The following is an 18291-nucleotide window of genomic DNA, read 5'->3' on the forward strand; positions in this document are numbered from 1 at the left end:
CCGCTACCACGCAAGTCAGGGATTAGAGGAGCACAAAGTCCATGGCGGCGGAAGTCGGTCAGTTCGCCTTGATTCTTGCTCTGCTTCTGGCGGTCGTTCAATCGCTGACACCGCTGTGGGGGGCACATCGGGGAGATCGCGTCCTGATGGCGGTTGGCCGGCAGGCCGCCATGCTGCAGGCCCTTTTTGTTACGTTGGCTTTTGGCTGCCTTGCCTACATCTTCGTCACCTGTGATTTCTCGGTGGCGTTGGCGGCGCAACACAGCAACACCGCCCAGCCGACTGCCTACCGGTTTGCCGCCACCTGGGGAAACCACGAAGGCTCCATGTTGTTATGGGTGCTGATCCTGGCCCTGTGCGGCGGCGTGCTTGCGGCGTTCGGCGGAACGCTGCGAGAGACGTTGCAGGCTCGTGTGCTGGGCATTCAAGGTCTGATCGCCGCCTCATTTCATGGGTTCCTGCTGTTTACGTCAAACCCGTTCCTGCGCCTCGACCCGGCGCCATCGGAGGGCATGGAGCTCAATCCGCTGCTGCAGGATCCGGGTCTCGTGCTGCATCCGCCTGTCCTCTACGCGGGTTACGTAGGATTTTCGGTAGCGTTCTGCTTTGCCGTGGCGGCTCTGATCGAAGGCCGGGTTGACGCCGCCTGGGCGCGTTGGGTGCGTCCCTGGGTGCTGGCGGCGTGGATCCCGCTCACTCTGGGGATAACGCTTGGTAGCGCCTGGGCCTACTATGAGCTTGGTTGGGGCGGCTGGTGGTTCTGGGACCCCGTGGAGAATGCTTCACTGATGCCCTGGCTGCTTGGGACCGCGCTATTGCACTCGGCGCTTGTCCTGGAACGCCGCGGCGCGTTGGTCAGTTGGACGGTTCTGCTGTGCATTCTGACTTTCTCTTTGAGCCTGGTGGGAACCTTCCTGGTCCGCTCGGGCATCCTCACCAGTGTCCATGCCTTTGCGGTCGATCCCGAGCGCGGGGTCTATGTTCTGGGGATCATCGCCCTGACTACGGGCCTTTCGCTGGCTCTTTATGCCTGGCGGGCGCCTGCAATTCGCTCGGGCGCTCTATTCCAGCCGCTTTCACGGGAGGGCGGGATCACCCTCAACAACCTGTTCCTGACGGCGCTTACGGCGACCGTTTTCCTGGGCACGTTCAGTCCGGTGTTCATCGAGATGCTGAACAACGACAAGATCTCGGTAGGCCCGCCCTATTACGCCCGCACGTTCGCGCCGCTGGCCTTCGTGCTCCTTCTGCTCGTCGTGTTCGGGCCAATGCTCAACTGGAAGCGCGATGACTGGCGGGCGACCCTTGCGAGGATCCGGGTTCCGGCAGCCTTCGCCGTGGCGGCTCTGCTCCTGGGTCTGATCACCAACGGCCTTGCCGGCGTCATTACAGCCGGGGGCCTGGGCCTGGCGGCATGGCTGCTTGCGGGATCGGTGCTGGTGCTGGCGCGGCGCTGGTGGGCGGGGCGTGCCTATCTGGGCCGGGCGATCCGGACCACGCCGCGCGCTCTGTATGGCCTGACACTCGCCCATGCCGGTCTGGGTCTTCTGGCGCTGGGGATCACAGGGGTGACTGCCTGGGAAAGCGACAAGGTGCTGAACATGCGTCTGGGCGACACGGTGGCGTTCGCGGGGCGCACCCTGACGCTCTCGACCTTTGAGACGGTGACCGGACCCAACTATGAAGCGCGCCAGGCCCGCTTCACGGTTACAGGGCAGGGCAAGCCCTACATGCTATCCAGCGAGAAGCGTTTCTATGGCTCCGCGCAGACCCAGACCACCGAAGCCGGAATTCGGGTTACGCCCCTGGGTAACCTCTACGTCTCCGTCGGCGAGGAGTCGCCGCAAGGGGTAGTGGTGCGGCTCTGGGATCATCCGTTGATTGTCTGGATCTGGATCGGCGGCTTTGTGATGGCTCTTGGGGGCGCGGTATCACTCAGTGACAGGCGCTTGCGGCTGGGCGCGGCGATCAAGGCTGCGCCGGCCGCCGCCCAGTCGGTGGCGGCAGTATGAGACGCCTCATCTTCATTCTGCCCGTGGTGCTGTTTGCAGCGGTGCTGGTTGGCTTTTTCGCCGGACTTGGTCGAGATCCATCGCTGTTGCCGTCGACGATGATCGGCAAGCCCGTGCCGGAATTCAGCCTGCCCGCCGTCCGGCCTGGTGATCAGGGCTTTGCGACAGCTGATCTGGGCGGCGAGCCCATGCTGATCAATTTCTATGCCTCGTGGTGTGCGGCATGCCGGATCGAACACCCTCTGTTGATGCGTTTGCGCGCCGAGGGCGTACTGCTGCAAGGCGTCGACTGGAAGGATCAGCCTCAGGCGGGCTATCAGTGGCTGCAGGATCGCGGCGACCCCTACGTGCGGATCGGCAGCGACGTCACCGGTCGTATGGGGATTGATATGGGTGTTTCCGCCGTGCCGGAGACCTTCGTGATCGATAAGCAGGGCCGTGTACGCTATCGGCATGTGGGCGCGGTGACGCCGCAGCTCTGGGATGAAACGCTTCGGCCGCTGATGGACAAGCTGAGGTCAGAGTCGTGAGGCGCTTGCTCGTGGTAACCTGCGCTGCCCTGGCGGTCGCCGGATCTGCCTGGGCAGTGAACCCGGACGAGCAGTTGGCCGACCCGGGACTTGAGGCTCGCGCCCATAGTCTTTCCAAGGATCTGCGGTGCGTGGTCTGTCAGAACCAGTCGATCGACGACTCCGACGCGGCTCTCGCCCGCGATCTGCGCATCATCCTGCGCGAGAGAATCTCGGCCGGGGATACCGATGAACAGGCAGTCGCCTACCTGGTGGCGCGATACGGCAGTTTCGTCCAGCTCCAGCCTCCCATGCGTTTCGATACGCTCGCGCTGTGGTTCGGGCCGCTTGCGGTCCTCCTCGCGGGCGGGCTGGGAGCGTTGATCTATATTCGCAGTAGAGCGCCGTCCCGTGCCGAGCCCCTAAGCGCGGACGAAGAGGCCGAGGTTGAAACCCTGCTCAAAACCGACAAGGCGGGCTGAATGCTCTGGATGATCCTTACACTGATGACGGTGCTGGCGGCGGTGGGCCTCGCCTTTCCGCTTATTCGTCGTCGAGACGCGGCGCACGCGGAGCGTGCCGACGCCGTTGGCGTGCTCAAGGCGCAAATGGCGGAACTTGAAGCCCAGGCGGCCTCCGGTGCGATGGTTGGACCGGAAGCCGAAGCTTTGAAGAGCGATCTGAAGAGACGGATTCTTGCTGAAGCCCGCAATCCCGAGGCCACGGCCAGGCCGCTTTCCGAACGAACACTCCTCATTCTGGCTGTCAGCATCGTCGCTGTCGTCACCCTGGCTGGCACAGGTCTTTACCTTGCGATCGGCAAACCGGACCTGAACGCGAAGCCTGGCGTGTCGGCTTCGAAAGACGCCGTAGAAGGTCACCCCCAGGGCGAAACCGGGGCCATGATCGCTCAACTTGAAGCGCAGATGCAGCAACGTCCGGACAATGCCGAGGGCTGGCGCATGCTGGGATGGTCCTATCTCCAGACAGGACGCAATGCTGAAGCTGCTGCTGCTTATGGTCGCGCGGTGGCGCTGGACCCCACCAACAACGAGTACATTTCGGCCCAGGGAGAATCGACGGTGCTGGCGGCGGATGGACAGCTGACTCCTGCCGCCGAGGCTCTGTTCCGTCGAGCCGTTGCCGTGGCGCCTGATGATCCCCGGGCTCGCTACTACCTGGGGGTGGCAAAGGACCAGCGTGGGGAGCACGCTGCGGCCATGAACGACTGGATCGCTCTGCTGAAATCGGCGCCCCCAGGTGCGCCCTGGGCCTCTGAGGTGCGGACGTTCGTCGAGAAAGTTGCGGCGGATCGCAAGATGGACATCGCCGGCCGACTTCCGCCACTCGAGTCGGCCGGTTCTGCAGGGCCGATCGCGCCCCGCGGTCCGACTTCGGATCAGATTGCGGCGGCGCAGAACATGAAACCTGGCGATCGCGACGCCATGGTGGCAGGGATGGTCGAGCGTCTCGCGGAGCGTCTGAAGCAAAATCCCCGGGATCGAGCGGGCTGGGAACAGCTTCTTCGGGCGCGGATGGTGCTGGGCCAGAACGACCGCGCGGCGGCGGACTATCGCGAGGCCCGCCGGGCATTCAACGGGTCGCCCTCCGACCAACAGGCGCTGCAGCAGACCGCAGCCCAACTTGGCCTGCCGGTCGGATAGATGCCGGACACCCTCATCAGAGCCGGAGCAGGGCTGGCGGCCCAGTTGATCCTGGAGTTACTTCCCGAGCCTGTCATCCTGGTTCGTGGGGGCGAAGGGGAAGCTCCGGAGATCACCTATGGCAACCAGGCCGCCCGGGAGGTTTTCCGGATCGAACTGGAGGGCGCACCCCTTGGCGCAGCGTTGCGCCGTCCGGAGGTGCTGGAGGCCATCGAAGAAGCCCTGGAGGCCTCGACGAACGCGGAAGTGACGTTTGAAACGATCGGCGTACAGCCGCGTTTCTGGCGAGCCTTTGCACGTACGCTTGAGGTTGAAGCCGGCGGCGACCGCCTGCTTGTGGTTGTTCTCAGGGACGAAACCGATGCGCGTCGGACCGAGCGCATGCGGGCAGATTTTCTGGCCAACGCCAGCCACGAGCTTCGCACGCCGCTGGCTTCGCTGGCCGGGTTTGTGGAGACCTTGCGAACCCACGCCAAGGAAGACCCGGAAGCCCGTGAGAAGTTCCTGGGCATCATGGCCCAGCAGACTACCCGCATGGCGCGCCTGGTGGACGATCTTCTTTCGCTCAGCCGGATCGAGCTCAACGAACATATCGCCCCGTCAGGCCGCGTGGACCTGTCAGGTGCGGTTCAGGATGTGATCGATGCAACCCGGCCGCTTACAGCCGAACGCGGCGTTATCATCGCCATAAATGTCGAAGGCGTGGCCAGACCCGTGATCGGCGACCGCGATCAGTTGGTCCAGGTGATCCAGAACCTCGTGGACAATGCCGTTCGCTACACGCCTCGCGGCGGTGCGGTGCGCGTTACGCTGGAAACCGCGGCCACCCTGGAGGCTGCGCGCGGGTCCAGCCGAACTGGCGCAGGGCTTTCGTTGCTGTCACCGGATGTCAACGAAGGCCAATCTTACGTGGTGCTTCGGGTGTCCGACGATGGGCCGGGCATACCGCGCCAGGTTCTGCCGCGATTATCAGAGCGCTTCTACCGTGTGGAAGGCCAGCGCAGCGGCGGCACCGGTCTTGGATTGGCGATCGCCAAGCACGTGATCAATCGCCACCGGGGCGGACTGACGGTGGAAAGCGCCGAAGGCGAAGGCAGCACCTTCAGCGTATATCTTCCCGTCGCGGCGCAATAGAACTGGCTTGTCGCAAAACTGTAGTCAGACTGCATTAGTTTGCGCGGTCAGGGGAGACCTTTCAGTGACGCGTTCACTAGCCGCACAATTGAGACAATTGACCGCCGAAGTCATCCGGATGGGCGGTCTGGCGGAAGCTCAGGTGGTGGATGCCGTAGACGCTGTGGTCCGTCGCGACGTCCCCCTGGCCCAGGCCCTGATCATTCGCGATCTGCGCCTCGATAGCCTCCAGAGTGAGGTGGAACGCCGGGCCCTCGCCCTGATCGGGAAGTATCATCCCGATGAAGGAGAACTTCGCCGCGCCATTTCGACCCTGAAGCTGGCCATGAACCTTGAGCGTTGCGGCGATCTGGCGCGCAATATCGCCAAACGCAGTCTCGTGCTTTCGGCGGGCGAGCCGCTGCTGCCGGTGACCGGCGCTATCGAGCGCATGGGGCGGCTTGTGGCTGGTCGTCTTCGTGAGGTGCTGGATGCCTATGCCGCCGGCGACGTTGAGCCTGCGCTGGATGTCTGGCGGCGCGATGGCGAGGTTGACGAACACTACGAGAGCCTCTTCCGCGAACTGCTGAACATGATGGCGGCCCACCCCGGCACTGTCGCTGCAGGAGCCCACCTGCTTTTTGTCGCCAAGAATCTCGAACGGATTGGCGACCACGCCACCAACATCGCCGAGATTCTGCATTTCCAGATGACAGGCGTTGAACTGGTCGGAGAGCGACCAAAAATCAGCCTGCCGACGCTTGAAGCGGAGACCACGCCATCGTGACCCCCTACATTCTGGTCGTTGAGGACGAGGACGCGCTGGCGACCCTCCTTGACTACAATCTCATGAAGGAAGGCTTCCGTATCGAGCGCGCCGCCGATGGCGAAGAGGCGCTGCTGAAGATTTCCGAGGAGGCGCCGGACCTTGTTGTTCTGGACTGGATGCTCCCGAAGGTCTCCGGCGTGGAAGTCTGCCGCCAGATCCGTGCCGGAACCGAAACGCGTCGCACGCCCGTGATCATGCTGACCGCCCGGAGCGAAGAAGCTGACAAGATCCGTGGTCTTGAGACTGGCGCAGACGACTATGTGGTCAAGCCCTTCGCCATGAGCGAACTGGTCGCCCGCATCCGCGCCCTGCTGCGGCGCACCCGGCCTGAACTGCTGGACGAGCGCCTCGAGTACGGTGACCTGCTTCTGGACCGCGCCCGGCACCGGGTAACCCGCAGTGGTCAGGACGTTCACCTTGGTCCCACGGAATATCGATTGCTCGACTTCCTGATGCAGCGGCCCGGGCGGGTATTCAGCCGCGAGCGCCTGCTGGATGCGGTTTGGGGCGCGAACACGTACGTTGAGCTCCGTACCGTCGACGTTCATGTTGGGCGACTGCGCAAGGCTCTGCGAAAGCCGAATTCTCCGGATCTGATCCGGACCGTGCGCTCGGCAGGATATGCCCTCGACGCGGACGTCTGAGCCGCGTCACAGGGGTGTCATCGACTCTGCCTACCCCCTGAGCTGGCTTGGGGGATTGATATGACGGACACCACTACGGCTGTTCGCTGCCGCGCTGCCTTCATATCGGATATTCACCTCGGCACCCGCGGGTGTCAGGCGGAACTGTTGCTGGAGTTCATCCGCGAGCTCGACTGCGAAACCCTCTATCTGGTCGGCGACATCGTTGACGGCTGGAAGCTGAGGTCCGGCTGGTTCTGGCCGCAGGGGCACAATGACGTGGTCCAGAAGATCCTGCGCCTGGCGCGAAAAGGCGTGCGGGTTGTCTACATCCCGGGCAACCACGATGATCGTATTCGCGATTTCTGCGGTGTGCATTTCGGCGGCGTGGTGGTGGCGCGCGACGCCATACATGAAACTGCCGATGGTCGTCGCTATCTCGTGACCCATGGCGATGAGTTCGATGGTGTTGTCCAGAATGCCAAATGGTTGGCGTTTCTGGGAGACTGGAGCTACCGGGCCCTGCTGGCGCTCAACACCCATTTCAACCGTGCGCGCAGAATGCTGGGGCTGGGCTACTGGAGCCTCTCGGCGTTCCTGAAGCATAGGGTCAAGGACGCCGTTGCGTTCATTGATCAGTTCGAGACGGCGATGGCGGACGAGGCGCGGCGCCGTGGGGTCCACGGTGTCATCTGTGGTCATATCCACAAGGCTGAGCGGCGCGACTTCGACGGGATAGACTACCTTAACGACGGAGACTGGGTGGAGAGTTGCACAGCCGTCGTTGAGGGTTTTGATGGCCGCCTCGAGATCGTTCACTGGCTCGACCTCCGGAAGTCACTCCAGACCGTGAGGCCTGCCGCCGCGAGCCCACTTGCAGCTTGATGCCAAACGGAAAAAAGGCCGCGACCGGGGGGAGGTCGCGGCCGATCCGACCTCGGGAAGATCGAATGGGAGGGGGAAGACCAAAGTCTTCTCCCAGAACCTAGCGCGGCTGGATGTCAAACGTATGACGGTGCCGGGAAGCGTGGATATCCACTTCAGAAGTTCAGCTGAGCGCGTGCAGTAACCGCGTCATAGGTTTGACCGATCTGTACGCCTGCCTGGCTCAGGCGATCAACATCGACGTTCTGATAGTTCAGCATCAGGCGCATGACCGGGTTCAGATACCAGTTTACCCCGAGTGACAGGATTTTCTGCTCGCCACCGCGCACTGCGCCGGGAACCGCGGCGCTGAAGAGCCGGCCCTCGCGATAGTTCAGGTCGGTAACCGAGTATCGTCCGGCCAGTTCGAAGGCGCCCAGGGTTCCAGCCTTGGGACTGAAGTTGGTCGTCGGCCTTGGCGCCCGATAGCGGGCGTCGGCGGCGACATAGGTGCGCGTTTCGCCGGTAAGGCTCCAGGCGGCCTGGACATACCAGCCAGAGAATTTCGGGTCGGGAAGCTGCTGTGCTGTCGTAAGGCGTCGATCCAGCTTGAGCTGGAAATACTCGGCCTCAATCAGCATTGGCCCCCTGGAAATCGCGCCTTCAAGCCCCAGAACGCTGATGTGCCTGGCGTCAATGCTGCCCGTATCGACCAGCCGGGTCGAGTCAATGCGCTGCTCTGGTCGATCCCTAAGCTGAGCGGGGTACCGGGGAGTAGTTGTAACCCCGGCGTCATTGGGCTGCACAACCCATTGGTAGTTGGCGCCAGCGTGGGCATGCCAACCATTCGCGAAGCTCTTCGAAAGCGCGAGTCGCCCGATCCACGCCGTCTGTTCGCCGAATGGCAAAGGCGTCGCCGCGCCGTTGCCGCCGATCCGGGATATGATGTTGCCCGTCAAGGCGGCAGAAGTCATCCAGCGTACGGAAGAAGGCTCGGTGGTCGACCCGAGCGCGCCATTGCTCGAAACCTGGAAAGCAATGCGGGAGTCTCCCGCAGCAACGTTTCTCGCCACCTCGGCTGACGAAGGCCGTTCCATGAGCGGGATCTCGCTGGTGGAGGCGGCTGCCGCCAGTCCGATGTTCGGTTGGAAGGCTCCCACCTTGATTCGGAGAGGATCAAACGCCGTGTAGGTAATGGCTGCGTCGTAGAGTCGACCTGGATCCTCACCGCCCGATCCCCCGAACTCGTAGAAAATCGAATAGTCGAAATCATCGAACAGCCTGCCCTCGAAGCCGATGCGAGCACGACGGAAATTGGTGCCCTCGCTGAGGTCACGCCCCACCACAGCCGGCTCCGGATTGTCGGACTGGAAGAACTTTGCGGCATCCAGCATCACAATCGAACGGATGCTGGCGGTGAAGCGGGCGTCGGCGCTTGCGAAGGTCGGTCGGCCGTTCGGGATTGTTGTGGTTACAGCCGTCGCGTCAGGTGGCATCTTCAGTGTGGCGATAGCCGTTGCCGTGCTGGCCTGGGCGTTTTTCATCTCGGCCAATTCGCGCGCCATCGTCTCCAGTTGGAGCTGAATGGCATTGAGTCTCTGTTCCGTTTGGGCGACTCCGCGCAGTTGCTCGAGTTGCACGCGCATGTCGTCCAGTTGCTGCTGCATCGCCTGCAGCTTGGGATCATCCAACTTGGCCTGGGCCGCCAGTGCTGTGTTGGAGGCGACGCAGAGAAGCAGACCTGCGAGGGAAAAGACAAGCGCGGCGCGCTTTACCGGCGGTCGGGTCAACAGCATGAGCCTCTCGTATAGTGAGCTCGTAGCCGACGACTGCAAGCGACGGCCTGTGATAGCAACATCTCTCCGGAGAAACGATGTCGGCGAGGCCATAGCGTACCGGCGCGGCGACTGTCATAAAAATGATATGAAACGGACGCGGAACTTTCTTGCATCTGACGTAGACGGCGCTTCACATCATGTCACGAAACGGTTGCGCGCCCGCCCTAGAGGTTGTTTGCGGGTCCAGCTGAACTTCCACAGTTCAATCCCGGAAAGCGGTGCGACGATGAAGATACGCATGATCTACGGTGTTGCCGGCATGGCTCTGGCGCTCGCCGCATGTACACCCAAGGCCGACGACAAGGCTGGGGCGCCCAAGGCTGACGCAGGTGGTGCGGTCCTTCTGATTGACGGTTCCAGCACGGTCTATCCGATATCGGAAGCCCTTGGAGAGGAGTTCCAGAAGGAGTCAGGAACCCGTGTCACCGTCGGCCTGTCGGGTACCGGAGGCGGGTTTAAGAAGCTCTGTCGCGGCGAGATTGACATCGCCGGAGCTTCTCGACCGATCAAGGCCGAAGAGGCCAAGTCCTGTGCAGATGCCGGCATCGAGTTTATCGAACTGCCGATCGCGCTGGACGCTTTGGCGGTGGTGGTAAACCCCGCCAACAAGTTCGTTGACTGCCTCAGCGTCGCAGAACTCAAGAAGCTCTGGGAACCAGCCGCGCAAACCAAGATCACCAGCTGGAAACAGGTGCGGGCATCCTTCCCCGATCAGCCGATCAAGCTGTTCGGCGCAGGGACCGACTCCGGCACTTTCGACTACTTCACCAAGGCGGTGAACGGGGAAGAGGGCGCCTCGCGGGGTGATTACACAGCGACCGAAGATGACAACGTCACGATCAGCGGTGTCTCGGGCGATGCCAACGCGATGGGTTATCTGGGTCTGGCCTACTACTCTGAGAACAAGACCAAGGTCCGCGCGGCGCCGATCCGCCAGAAGGATGGTAAGTGTGTTCTTCCGTCGGCTGAAACGGCGCGGGACGCGTCCTATCAGCCCCTGTCGCGCCCACTCTTTTACTACGTGAACAAGAAGTATGCCGCTGAGCGTCCGCATCTGAAGGCCTTCATGACCTATGCCTTCACCGCCCAGCACAGCGAGAAGCTGGTGGCTGAAGTGGGCTATGTGCCGCTGCCGGAGCAGGCCTACAGCCTGGCGCTGGCCAAGTTCACGGCCGGCCAGGCGGGCAGTTACTTCAATGGTGGTTCCAAGGTTGGCGTGACCATGGAAGAACTTCTTGCCGATGTGGCGGCCAAGCCGGTGGCCCCGGCCGCCGCCAAGCCCTAGAAGCAGGCGGAAGGCGGGGCGCATTCTGCGTCTCGCTGACCCCATGTCGTGAACGACGGGATGCCTCCGGAACCGAACTTGTCAGAATACCAGGCGTTGAAAGCCAGCGCCTTTCTGCGCCGCGGCCGGATTCTGGCTGCGGTTATGCAGGCCTTGCTGTTCGCCAGTGCAGCGCTCTCGGTCCTGATCACGGGAGCGATTGTCTGGGTCCTGGTGACCGAATCCCTGCCATTCTTCACCCAGGTGCCGATCTGGGATTTTCTGACCGATCTGCAGTGGACACCGGTGTTCACCGATGCGCACTACGGCATCCTGCCCCTTTTGTCGGCGACCTTCTGGGCGGCGGGTATCGCCATGCTGGTGGCGACGCCGCTGGGGCTGATCCTGTCGATCTATCTCAGTGAGTTTGCCCGGCCTTCGGTCCGCGAAGTGCTCAAGCCCATCCTCGAGATGTTGGCCGCCGTACCGACGGTGGTGTTTGGCTACTTCGCACTGCTGTTCCTGACCCCGCTGGCGAAACAGTTCATTCCGGGTCTGGAAGGTTTCAATCTGCTGATCCCGGGCATAGTGCTGGGCATCATGATCCTGCCTTATGTGGTCTCGATCAGCGAGGATGCGATGCGCGCAGTGCCAATGGCGTTGCGTGAAGCAGCTTTCGGTCTGGGCATGAGCCGGGTGCAGATGGCCTTCTCGGTGATCATTCCCGGCGCCTTCTCGGGCGTTACAGCGGCTTATCTGCTGGGCTTCTCCCGGGCCGTTGGCGAGACCATGGTGGTCGCTATCGCCGCGGGCCAGAATCCCAATCTCACCGGAGATCCGCGGGAGGGGGCTGCGACCATCACGGCCTATATCGTGCAAATGAGCCTGGGTGACCTGCCGCACGGTTCGCTGGTGTATTCGACGATCTTCGCCGTTGGCCTTGTTCTTTTTGTGATCACCCTGATCTTCAATCTGCTGGGCTTCTTCCTGCGCCGCCGCTTCCGGGAGGCTTACTGATGAGCGGTGAAGCTGATCTCGAGCATACGGCCACTCTGCGTCTTGTGCGGGCCAAACGCGTCCAGGACCTGGCATTTGGGATCATTGGCATCTTTGTGCTGATCGTGGTCATGGGGCTGTTGGTGACCTTGGTTGCCGACCTTTTGATCGACGGTGTTGGCCGGATCAGCCCGGAGTTTCTGACAAGCTTCCCGTCCCGGCGCGCCGCCGGCGCCGGCGTGTTGTCGGCCTGGATCGGAACTACCCTGGTCATGCTGGTGACCGCCGCAATTGCCGTGCCGTTGGGCGTTGGTGCAGGTCTCTATCTGGAAGAATATGCCGCGAAGAACATCCTGACCGACGCCATCGAAATCAATGTGAGCAACCTGGCTGGCGTGCCGTCGATCATCTACGGCCTGCTGGCGCTGGGCTTCTTTGTCTATGGCCTCAATCTGGGTCAGACGGTTCTGGTGGGCGGTATGGTGCTGGCCCTGCTGATCCTGCCGATTGTCATTGTCGCGACCCGCGAGGCGCTGCGGGCCGTGCCCTCTGGCTTGCGAGAGAGCGCCTATGGGGTCGGCGCCAATCGGTGGCAGGTCATGTGGAGCTATATCCTGCCCAGTGCGCGACCCGGCATCCTGACCGGAGCGATCGTGGGACTGTCCCGGGCGATCGGCGAGACTGCGCCCATCATCACCATCGGCGCCCTGACCTATATCGCCTTCCTGCCGCCGGCCCCTGTCAGCGCGACGCCGCCATGGATCAACTTTGACTGGTTGAATTCCCCATTTACGGTGATGCCGATCCAGATGTTTAACTGGATATCCCGGCCCCAGGCTGCGTTTCATGTCAACGCAGCTGCCACAGGCGTCCTGCTGCTCGCCATGACGCTGCTCATGAATGGGTTTGCGATCTACCTTAGATACCGGCTTCGTCGATTGGTCCGGACCTGACGATGAATGACCTCACCAACGCCAGGAGCCCTGCTGTGACGACCGCGTCGCCCCTCAGTCCCGAAGCCCCGGTTCGCGCCCAGGTGGCGGATCTCAGCTTCTGGTATGGCAAATTCCAGGCCCTGCACGGCGTCAGCATGCCGATCGAGGATCGTCGGGTGACGGCGATCATCGGGCCGTCGGGCTGCGGCAAGAGCACGCTGTTGCGGTGCTTCAATCGTATTCATGACCTCTATGCGGGCATCCGCTATGAGGGCGCTATCAATCTGATGCCGGACGGATTGAACCTGGTCAGCCGTACGGTTGATCCGATTCTGGTTCGACTGATGGTCGGAATGGTGTTCCAGAAGCCCAATCCGTTCCCCAAGAGCATCTATGAGAACGTTGCCTCGGGCCTCTACGTTCGGGGCATCCGGACCAGGAGCGAGGTCGAGGGTCGCGTTGAGAAGGCGCTGAAGCAGGCGGCCATCTGGGATGAGGTGAAGGATCGGCTGAAGAGCCCCGCCTACGAACTCTCCGGTGGACAGCAGCAAAGGCTCTGCATAGCGCGCGCCCTCGCGCCGGAGCCGAAGCTGCTGCTGCTCGACGAGCCGACGTCGGCGCTGGACCCGATCGCGACGGCCAAGATTGAGTCCCTGATCGACGATCTGGCCAAGGACGTCACCATCGTCATTGTCACCCACAATATGGGCCAGGCGGCCCGCATCTCGGATCAGACCGCCTTTATGCACCTGGGGAATCTGGTGGAGTTCGGCGAGACGGAGCAGATTTTCACCAATCCCAAGGCCGACCAGACACGGGACTATGTCACCGGACGCTACGGCTAGGAGATCTGCGATGGAGCATACTGTACGCGCAGTCGGACAAGACCTTGACAACCTGGCGCATGATGTGGCGGCGCTGGGTGATCTTGCGGTGGCCCAGGTGCGTTCGGCCGTCGACGTGTTTCTGCGGCACGATCTGAATGGCGCGAGCAAGGTCGTCCGGGGTGATGATGCGCTGGATCTTCAGGACGCCGAGATAGAGAAACGGGCAATCCGCTTCATCGCCTTGCGACAGCCCATGGCCGATGATCTTCGTCGCCCGATTGCCGCGATGAAGACGGCGATGCAACTGGAACGCTGCGGGGATCTTGCCAAGAACATCGCCAAACGGGTCGGTCGGATGGCGGCCGCTGCGGAGCCGACGCATGCTGCAGGGGTCGCCGCGTTGGGGCAACTGGTGGCGGATCGTCTGGCCGCGGTGATCAGCGCATTCCGCCAGGGTGATGCCCAGGGCGCCTACGATGTCTGGGTTAAGGACACCGAGATTGATGAGCGACACGAGGCGGTCCTGCAGGAGATCGTGGCCGGAATGACGTCTTCGCCGGCGTTTGTGGGCGACGGTACGCACCTGCTGTTCATCGCCAAAAATCTCGAACGCATTGGCGATCATGCCACCAACATCGCAGAGCTTGTCTATTATCAGATCACCGGCGGCGAATTGGCGGACCGTCCCAAGCTCTAGCCTTTTGCGCCTTGCCATTTCCGACTGCCGCTATCGATCATGATGGGGGCGTGCAGCGGGGAACTGTCGGTATGTCTGCATCCATTGTGAGACTGGCGGATCGCCGAGGCTTTCTGCGACACTCCGCGGCCCGATCTCCGATTTCCTGCAGGCTGGCGGACGCCTTGAGGTCATGGAATTCCACACGCCCGCTGAACTGGCGAACCTGCGCCAGAAAGTGATCATCAATTGCGCGGGGTATGGCGCCCGTGCGCTCTGGAAAGACGAGAGCATTGTCCCTATGCGGGGCCAGATAGCCTGGCTGATCCCGCAGCCTGAAGTACGATACGGGGTCTGTTATCGAGGAGTCAGCACCATCTCACGGCGCGACGGCATGGTGGTTCAGCGAACCGGAGCGGATGAATCCTACGGTTACAACGACGCAAATGAACTGCCGGATCGCGCAGATGCCGAAGCTGCGGCGGCCACGATTGCTGGTCTGTTTCCCCGGGGCTTGATGCCGGCGAGGCGCGGTCGCTACTGTTGCTGCTGCATCTCGTGTCGCCTCTGCTCCTCGTAGGCGGCGACATTGGGCTGAACACGACGCGTCGGGCCCGGGCCGCGCTTGGCCGCACGCATGAACTCGGGATCATTCACGGCCGCGCGCGCCTTGCGCACCGTAACGCCGACATCCAGATCGCTCGTGGTTGCACCCTTGAAGACGCCGCGAGATGGAGGCACGTCGGAGTAGTCCCGACCAATGGCGCAAGTGATGTGCCGCTCCCCGGCGATCGTGTTGTTCGTGGGGTCGAGGCCGATCCAGCGCAGGCTGGGCAGAAACACCTCGACCCAGGCATGTGTCGCGTCCGGATCTGAGCGATCACCGTGCTTGCGGTCCGTGAACAGATAGCCGGACACATAGCGTGCAGGCACCCCCCAGCTACGACAGATTGTGATCATCACGTGGGCGAAGTCCTGACAGACGCCCCGCCGGGTTTCCAGCACGTGGTCGATGGGACTGTCCGCCCGGGTGACACCGGCTTCATAGGCGAATGAATCGTAGATCGCCTTGTTGAGCGCCAACACCGCCCTCAATGGGTCCTGGCGACGAATGTCTTCGATGCCGTGATCGGAAATGAAGCGGCCCAGCGCCTCTGTCTCGCGTGCGAAGCCGTGGGGATGCAGAAAGTCGAAGCACTCGCCCCGCAGCGCCTCTGACCGCATTCGGTCCCACTCACCCGGGTCGAGGCCTTCGGGCAACCGAGGTGGCGCGTGACTCTCCACGGCCGCGCGGGCCGTGATCGTCAGGCGGTCATGGGGTTGCGGCACGTCGAAGTGGTGCACTGCGTTTCCGAAGCTGTCGACGTAGGAGAACAGCTGTGAGGCGGGGTCCAGATCGAGATCAAAACTGACCAGCCGTTGCCGGATACTCTTCTGCGGCTGCATCCACACCTCCATCACGCTCTCGCGGATGGGCACGGCATATTTGTACTGGGTGATGTGGCGAATCTCGAGGAGCACGTTTCTTCCTTCTAGGCGGGGAGGCGGTCTTCGAGGGGGTAGGCGACAAAGGCGTCATAGAGGCTGCGGTGGATGGCCGAGCATTCGTCAAGAACGGTCTTCAGGAACGGACTGGCGCCCTGGGCCTCCAGTTCGTCCATGTCGCCATATTGGAGCCTCGCCCGCAGCCGACCCGCCAGTCGATCCGGCCCGCTGCCCGCCATGCCGGAGTGGCGGACAATGGCGGCCAGGTGTGTTTCGATCTGTTGGGTGCAGAAGCGAATGGAGCGGGGGAAATCCTCGTCCAGGGTCAGGAACTGCAGGATGTAGCGAGGCTGCATCTCCGCGGTGTAGACCCGCAGATAGGGCTCCAGGGCGCAGCCCATCCGCAGCACACTGGTGAGCGCGAAATGGTCTGTTACGGGCTTGCGCTTGCGGCCCTCACCGAACACCACTTCCAGAAGAGATCCGATCAGTTGGGCGCGCTCTAGATAGACGCCTAGCAACAGGAAGCTCCAACCTTCGCCATGGCTCATCGTGGCGTCACCGGCGCCCTTGAAGAGATGGAGATCGGCGATGGTGTCGTGGAGGAAGAGCTGTGAACCACCTTCGAACGATCGGGTGGCGTCCGGGTCGTTCATACGCAGATAGATCAGGTTCAGCCGTTCCCAGGTCTCCGTGGTGATCTGGTCGCGCACCTGACGGGCATTTTCGCGGGCGTGGGCGATGGACGAATAGATGGAGCCCCGATCACTGCGGTCCAGAGCCAGAGCCAAGGCTGCATCATAGGGGCTCTTTGCGCGCGCCATCTCCGGGTCGCCAACGGCCGCCAGCGCGATCCGCGCCACCTGGGTGGCGGCCTCAGATCGATCCAGCGTCGCGTTCAGCATCACATCGGAGAGCCGGCACATATGCTCGGCGCGCTCCACATACCGACCGATCCAGTAGAGACTGTCGGCCACTCTCGCGAGCATCATCGCGCGGCTCCCTTGGTTTCAGCCAGAATCCAGGTGTCCTTGGAGCCCCCGCCCTGACTGGAGTTGACCACCAACGACCCTTTCTTCAGCGCCACGCGTGTCAGGGCGCCGGGTGTCACGGTGATCTTCTCGCCCGACAGGATGAACGGTCGCAGGTCCACGTGCCGCGGCTCGATGGCGTGATCGATCAGGCAGGGCGCTGTGGAAAGTTGAATCGTGGGCTGGGCGATATAGTTGGCGGGATCAGCGCGCAGAGCAGCGGCGAACTCTTCCTGCTGGGCCTTGGTGGAGTGGGGCCCAACCAGCATGCCGTAGCCGCCGGAGGCGCCCACGGCCTTGACCACCAGCTTGTCCAGATTGGCCAGCACATGGCTCAATTGCGCCGGTTCGCGGCAGAGGTAGGTCTCGATATTGGGCAGGATGGCGTCTTCGTTCAGGTAGTAGCGGATGATTTCCGGCACATAGGCGTAGACGGCCTTGTCGTCGGCCACCCCGGTCCCGGGTGCGTTGCAGATCACCACGTTGCCGGCGCGATAGGCGTTGAACAATCCTGCTGCGCCGAGTGAGGAATCCCGCCGAAAGGTGAGGGGATCTATGAAGTCGTCGTCGACCCGACGGTAGATCACATCAATCCGGCGCAAGCCGGTGGTCGTGCGCATGTAGACCATGTTTTCGTGCACCACGAGGTCACGGCCTTCGACCAGGGGCACGCCCATCAAGCGCGCCAGATAGGCGTGCTCGTAGTAGGCTGAATTGTAGACCCCCGGTGTCAGTACGGCGACCTGCGGGTTTGGACGCCAGTCGGCAGCCATGCTCTTCAATGTGGCCAGCAGAAGGTCGGGATAGCGGTCAATCGACCGGACGCCGGCTCCACGGAACGTGCCGGGAAACACCCGCTTGGAAGCCTCTCGATTGGCCAGCATGTACGAGACGCCGGAGGGGACGCGCAGATTGTCTTCCAGGACCGCAAACTCGCCGTTCGGCTGACGGATCAGGTCCGAGCCACAGACGTTGGCGTAAGCCTTGTGCGGGACATAGAGGTTCTGCATCTCGCGACGATAGGACGGCGCCTGAAGCACCAGTTCCCGCGGCACCACGCCGTCCATCAGGATCTGTTGTTCAGAATAGATGTCGGCCAGGAACATGTTCAGCGCCCGCAGACGCTGGATCAGCCCGGCCTCAATGCGCGCCCACTCATGGGCGGGGATGATACGCGGCAGGATGTCGGTCGGAATGATGCGCTCGGTCGAACTTTCCGCGCCATAGACCGTGAACGTGATGCCTTGCAGGAGGAAAAACCGTTCCTGTGTTTTCTGTCGTTCGGCCAACTCGTCGGGAGATAAGGTCGCCAGGCGCGCTTCCAGGGCGTGGTAATGCTTGCGGACCCTACCATCGGGAACCAGCATTTCGTCATAGGGCAAAGCGGGCGCCTTGGTACTGGTCGGCAGGTCGTCTCGTTTGGCGCTCACGACAGTTTCCACACCCCTCGCCGGAATGACCAGTTGAATCTGTAGGCCGCTTAAGAGCTTCCCGGAAGCGTAGCGTTGAAAATCTCTGGAACTTCGCCCTCCGTTCGAGCGCTGCTCAGGAATTGGGCGCCGCCAGATGGATGACAGAAGGGGGTGGCCCGGCTACACCGGTCCCCGGGGCTGCGACCAAGGGAA

17 protein-coding genes are annotated in these 18291 nt (G+C 62.4%); 13 read left to right on the forward strand and 4 right to left on the reverse strand.

Annotated features, from left to right (window positions below; genetic code table 11):
- Window positions 1-41 precede the first annotated feature (41 nt).
- From ACIQ3B_RS04395 to ACIQ3B_RS04430, 8 genes are all read left to right on the forward strand, one after another.
- Window positions 42-2012, forward strand: a complete 1971-nt coding sequence (locus ACIQ3B_RS04395) for a heme lyase CcmF/NrfE family subunit (protein WP_397400111.1) — start codon at window positions 42-44, stop codon at window positions 2010-2012.
- A complete protein-coding gene (locus ACIQ3B_RS04400; protein ID WP_397400112.1) occupies window positions 2009-2542 on the forward strand; it encodes a DsbE family thiol:disulfide interchange protein in 534 nt (177 codons plus the stop codon). The genes ACIQ3B_RS04395 and ACIQ3B_RS04400 overlap by 4 nt, the downstream gene beginning before the upstream one ends.
- Before the next feature lie 11 nt (window positions 2543-2553).
- Window positions 2554-3003 carry a cytochrome c-type biogenesis protein gene (locus tag ACIQ3B_RS04405; protein WP_397400142.1) on the forward strand — a complete coding sequence of 150 codons (450 nt, stop codon included), beginning with the start codon at window positions 2554-2556 and terminating at the stop codon, window positions 3001-3003.
- On the forward strand, window positions 3004-4185 hold the full coding sequence (ccmI, locus tag ACIQ3B_RS04410) for a c-type cytochrome biogenesis protein CcmI (protein ID WP_397400113.1): 1182 nt from the start codon (window positions 3004-3006) through the stop codon (window positions 4183-4185).
- Complete coding sequence (locus tag ACIQ3B_RS04415) at window positions 4186-5319, forward strand: ATP-binding protein (protein WP_397400114.1); 1134 nt, start codon at window positions 4186-4188, stop codon at window positions 5317-5319.
- A 64-nt stretch (window positions 5320-5383) separates the two neighbouring features.
- The gene (gene phoU, locus ACIQ3B_RS04420) at window positions 5384-6085 is read left to right on the forward strand and encodes a phosphate signaling complex protein PhoU (RefSeq protein WP_397400115.1); all 702 of its coding nucleotides are present in this window, start codon (window positions 5384-5386) and stop codon (window positions 6083-6085) included.
- On the forward strand, window positions 6082-6771 hold the full coding sequence (phoB, locus tag ACIQ3B_RS04425) for a phosphate regulon transcriptional regulator PhoB (RefSeq protein ID WP_397400116.1): 690 nt from the start codon (window positions 6082-6084) through the stop codon (window positions 6769-6771). Before phoU (ACIQ3B_RS04420) ends, phoB begins: the two co-directional genes overlap by 4 nt.
- Window positions 6772-6831: 60 nt before the next feature.
- A complete protein-coding gene (locus ACIQ3B_RS04430) occupies window positions 6832-7635 on the forward strand; it encodes a UDP-2,3-diacylglucosamine diphosphatase (protein WP_397400117.1) in 804 nt (267 codons plus the stop codon).
- A gap of 155 nt (window positions 7636-7790) precedes the next feature.
- Here ACIQ3B_RS04430 and ACIQ3B_RS04435 read toward each other — a convergent pair whose 3' ends face one another.
- Window positions 7791-9410, reverse strand: coding sequence for a porin (locus tag ACIQ3B_RS04435; protein WP_397400118.1), 1620 nt, complete (start codon window positions 9408-9410; stop codon window positions 7791-7793).
- Window positions 9411-9690: 280 nt separating this feature from the next.
- Here ACIQ3B_RS04435 and ACIQ3B_RS04440 point away from each other — a divergent pair, with 280 nt between their 5' ends.
- From ACIQ3B_RS04440 to phoU (ACIQ3B_RS04460), 5 genes are all read left to right on the forward strand, one after another.
- Complete coding sequence (locus ACIQ3B_RS04440) at window positions 9691-10737, forward strand: phosphate ABC transporter substrate-binding protein PstS family protein (protein WP_397400119.1); 1047 nt, start codon at window positions 9691-9693, stop codon at window positions 10735-10737.
- 78 nt (window positions 10738-10815) lie between these two features.
- Window positions 10816-11733: a phosphate ABC transporter permease subunit PstC gene (pstC, locus tag ACIQ3B_RS04445; RefSeq protein ID WP_397400120.1), complete on the forward strand. Its 918-nt coding sequence runs from the start codon at window positions 10816-10818 to the stop codon at window positions 11731-11733.
- Window positions 11733-12665, forward strand: a complete 933-nt coding sequence (gene pstA / locus ACIQ3B_RS04450) for a phosphate ABC transporter permease PstA (RefSeq protein ID WP_397400121.1) — start codon at window positions 11733-11735, stop codon at window positions 12663-12665. The genes pstC and pstA overlap by 1 nt, the downstream gene beginning before the upstream one ends.
- 2 nt (window positions 12666-12667) lie before the next feature.
- Window positions 12668-13492, forward strand: coding sequence for a phosphate ABC transporter ATP-binding protein PstB (gene pstB / locus ACIQ3B_RS04455; RefSeq protein ID WP_397400122.1), 825 nt, complete (start codon window positions 12668-12670; stop codon window positions 13490-13492).
- A 10-nt stretch (window positions 13493-13502) separates the two neighbouring features.
- A complete protein-coding gene (gene phoU / locus ACIQ3B_RS04460; protein ID WP_397400123.1) occupies window positions 13503-14171 on the forward strand; it encodes a phosphate signaling complex protein PhoU in 669 nt (222 codons plus the stop codon).
- Window positions 14172-14687: 516 nt separating this feature from the next.
- Here phoU (ACIQ3B_RS04460) and ACIQ3B_RS04465 read toward each other — a convergent pair.
- The 3 genes from ACIQ3B_RS04465 to ACIQ3B_RS04475 are packed head-to-tail and all read right to left on the reverse strand — an operon-like array spanning window position 14688 to window position 18033.
- The gene (locus tag ACIQ3B_RS04465; protein ID WP_397400124.1) at window positions 14688-15671 is read right to left on the reverse strand and encodes a transglutaminase domain-containing protein; all 984 of its coding nucleotides are present in this window, start codon (window positions 15669-15671) and stop codon (window positions 14688-14690) included.
- Window positions 15672-15682: 11 nt separating this feature from the next.
- Window positions 15683-16627 carry an alpha-E domain-containing protein gene (locus tag ACIQ3B_RS04470; protein ID WP_397400125.1) on the reverse strand — a complete coding sequence of 315 codons (945 nt, stop codon included), beginning with the start codon at window positions 16625-16627 and terminating at the stop codon, window positions 15683-15685.
- The gene (locus tag ACIQ3B_RS04475; RefSeq protein WP_397400143.1) at window positions 16624-18033 is read right to left on the reverse strand and encodes a circularly permuted type 2 ATP-grasp protein; all 1410 of its coding nucleotides are present in this window, start codon (window positions 18031-18033) and stop codon (window positions 16624-16626) included. Before ACIQ3B_RS04475 ends, ACIQ3B_RS04470 begins: the two co-directional genes overlap by 4 nt.
- Window positions 18034-18291: the final 258 nt, after the last annotated feature.

Source organism: Phenylobacterium sp. (assembly GCF_044358365.1).
In the GTDB taxonomy this organism is placed as follows: domain Bacteria; phylum Pseudomonadota; class Alphaproteobacteria; order Caulobacterales; family Caulobacteraceae; genus Phenylobacterium.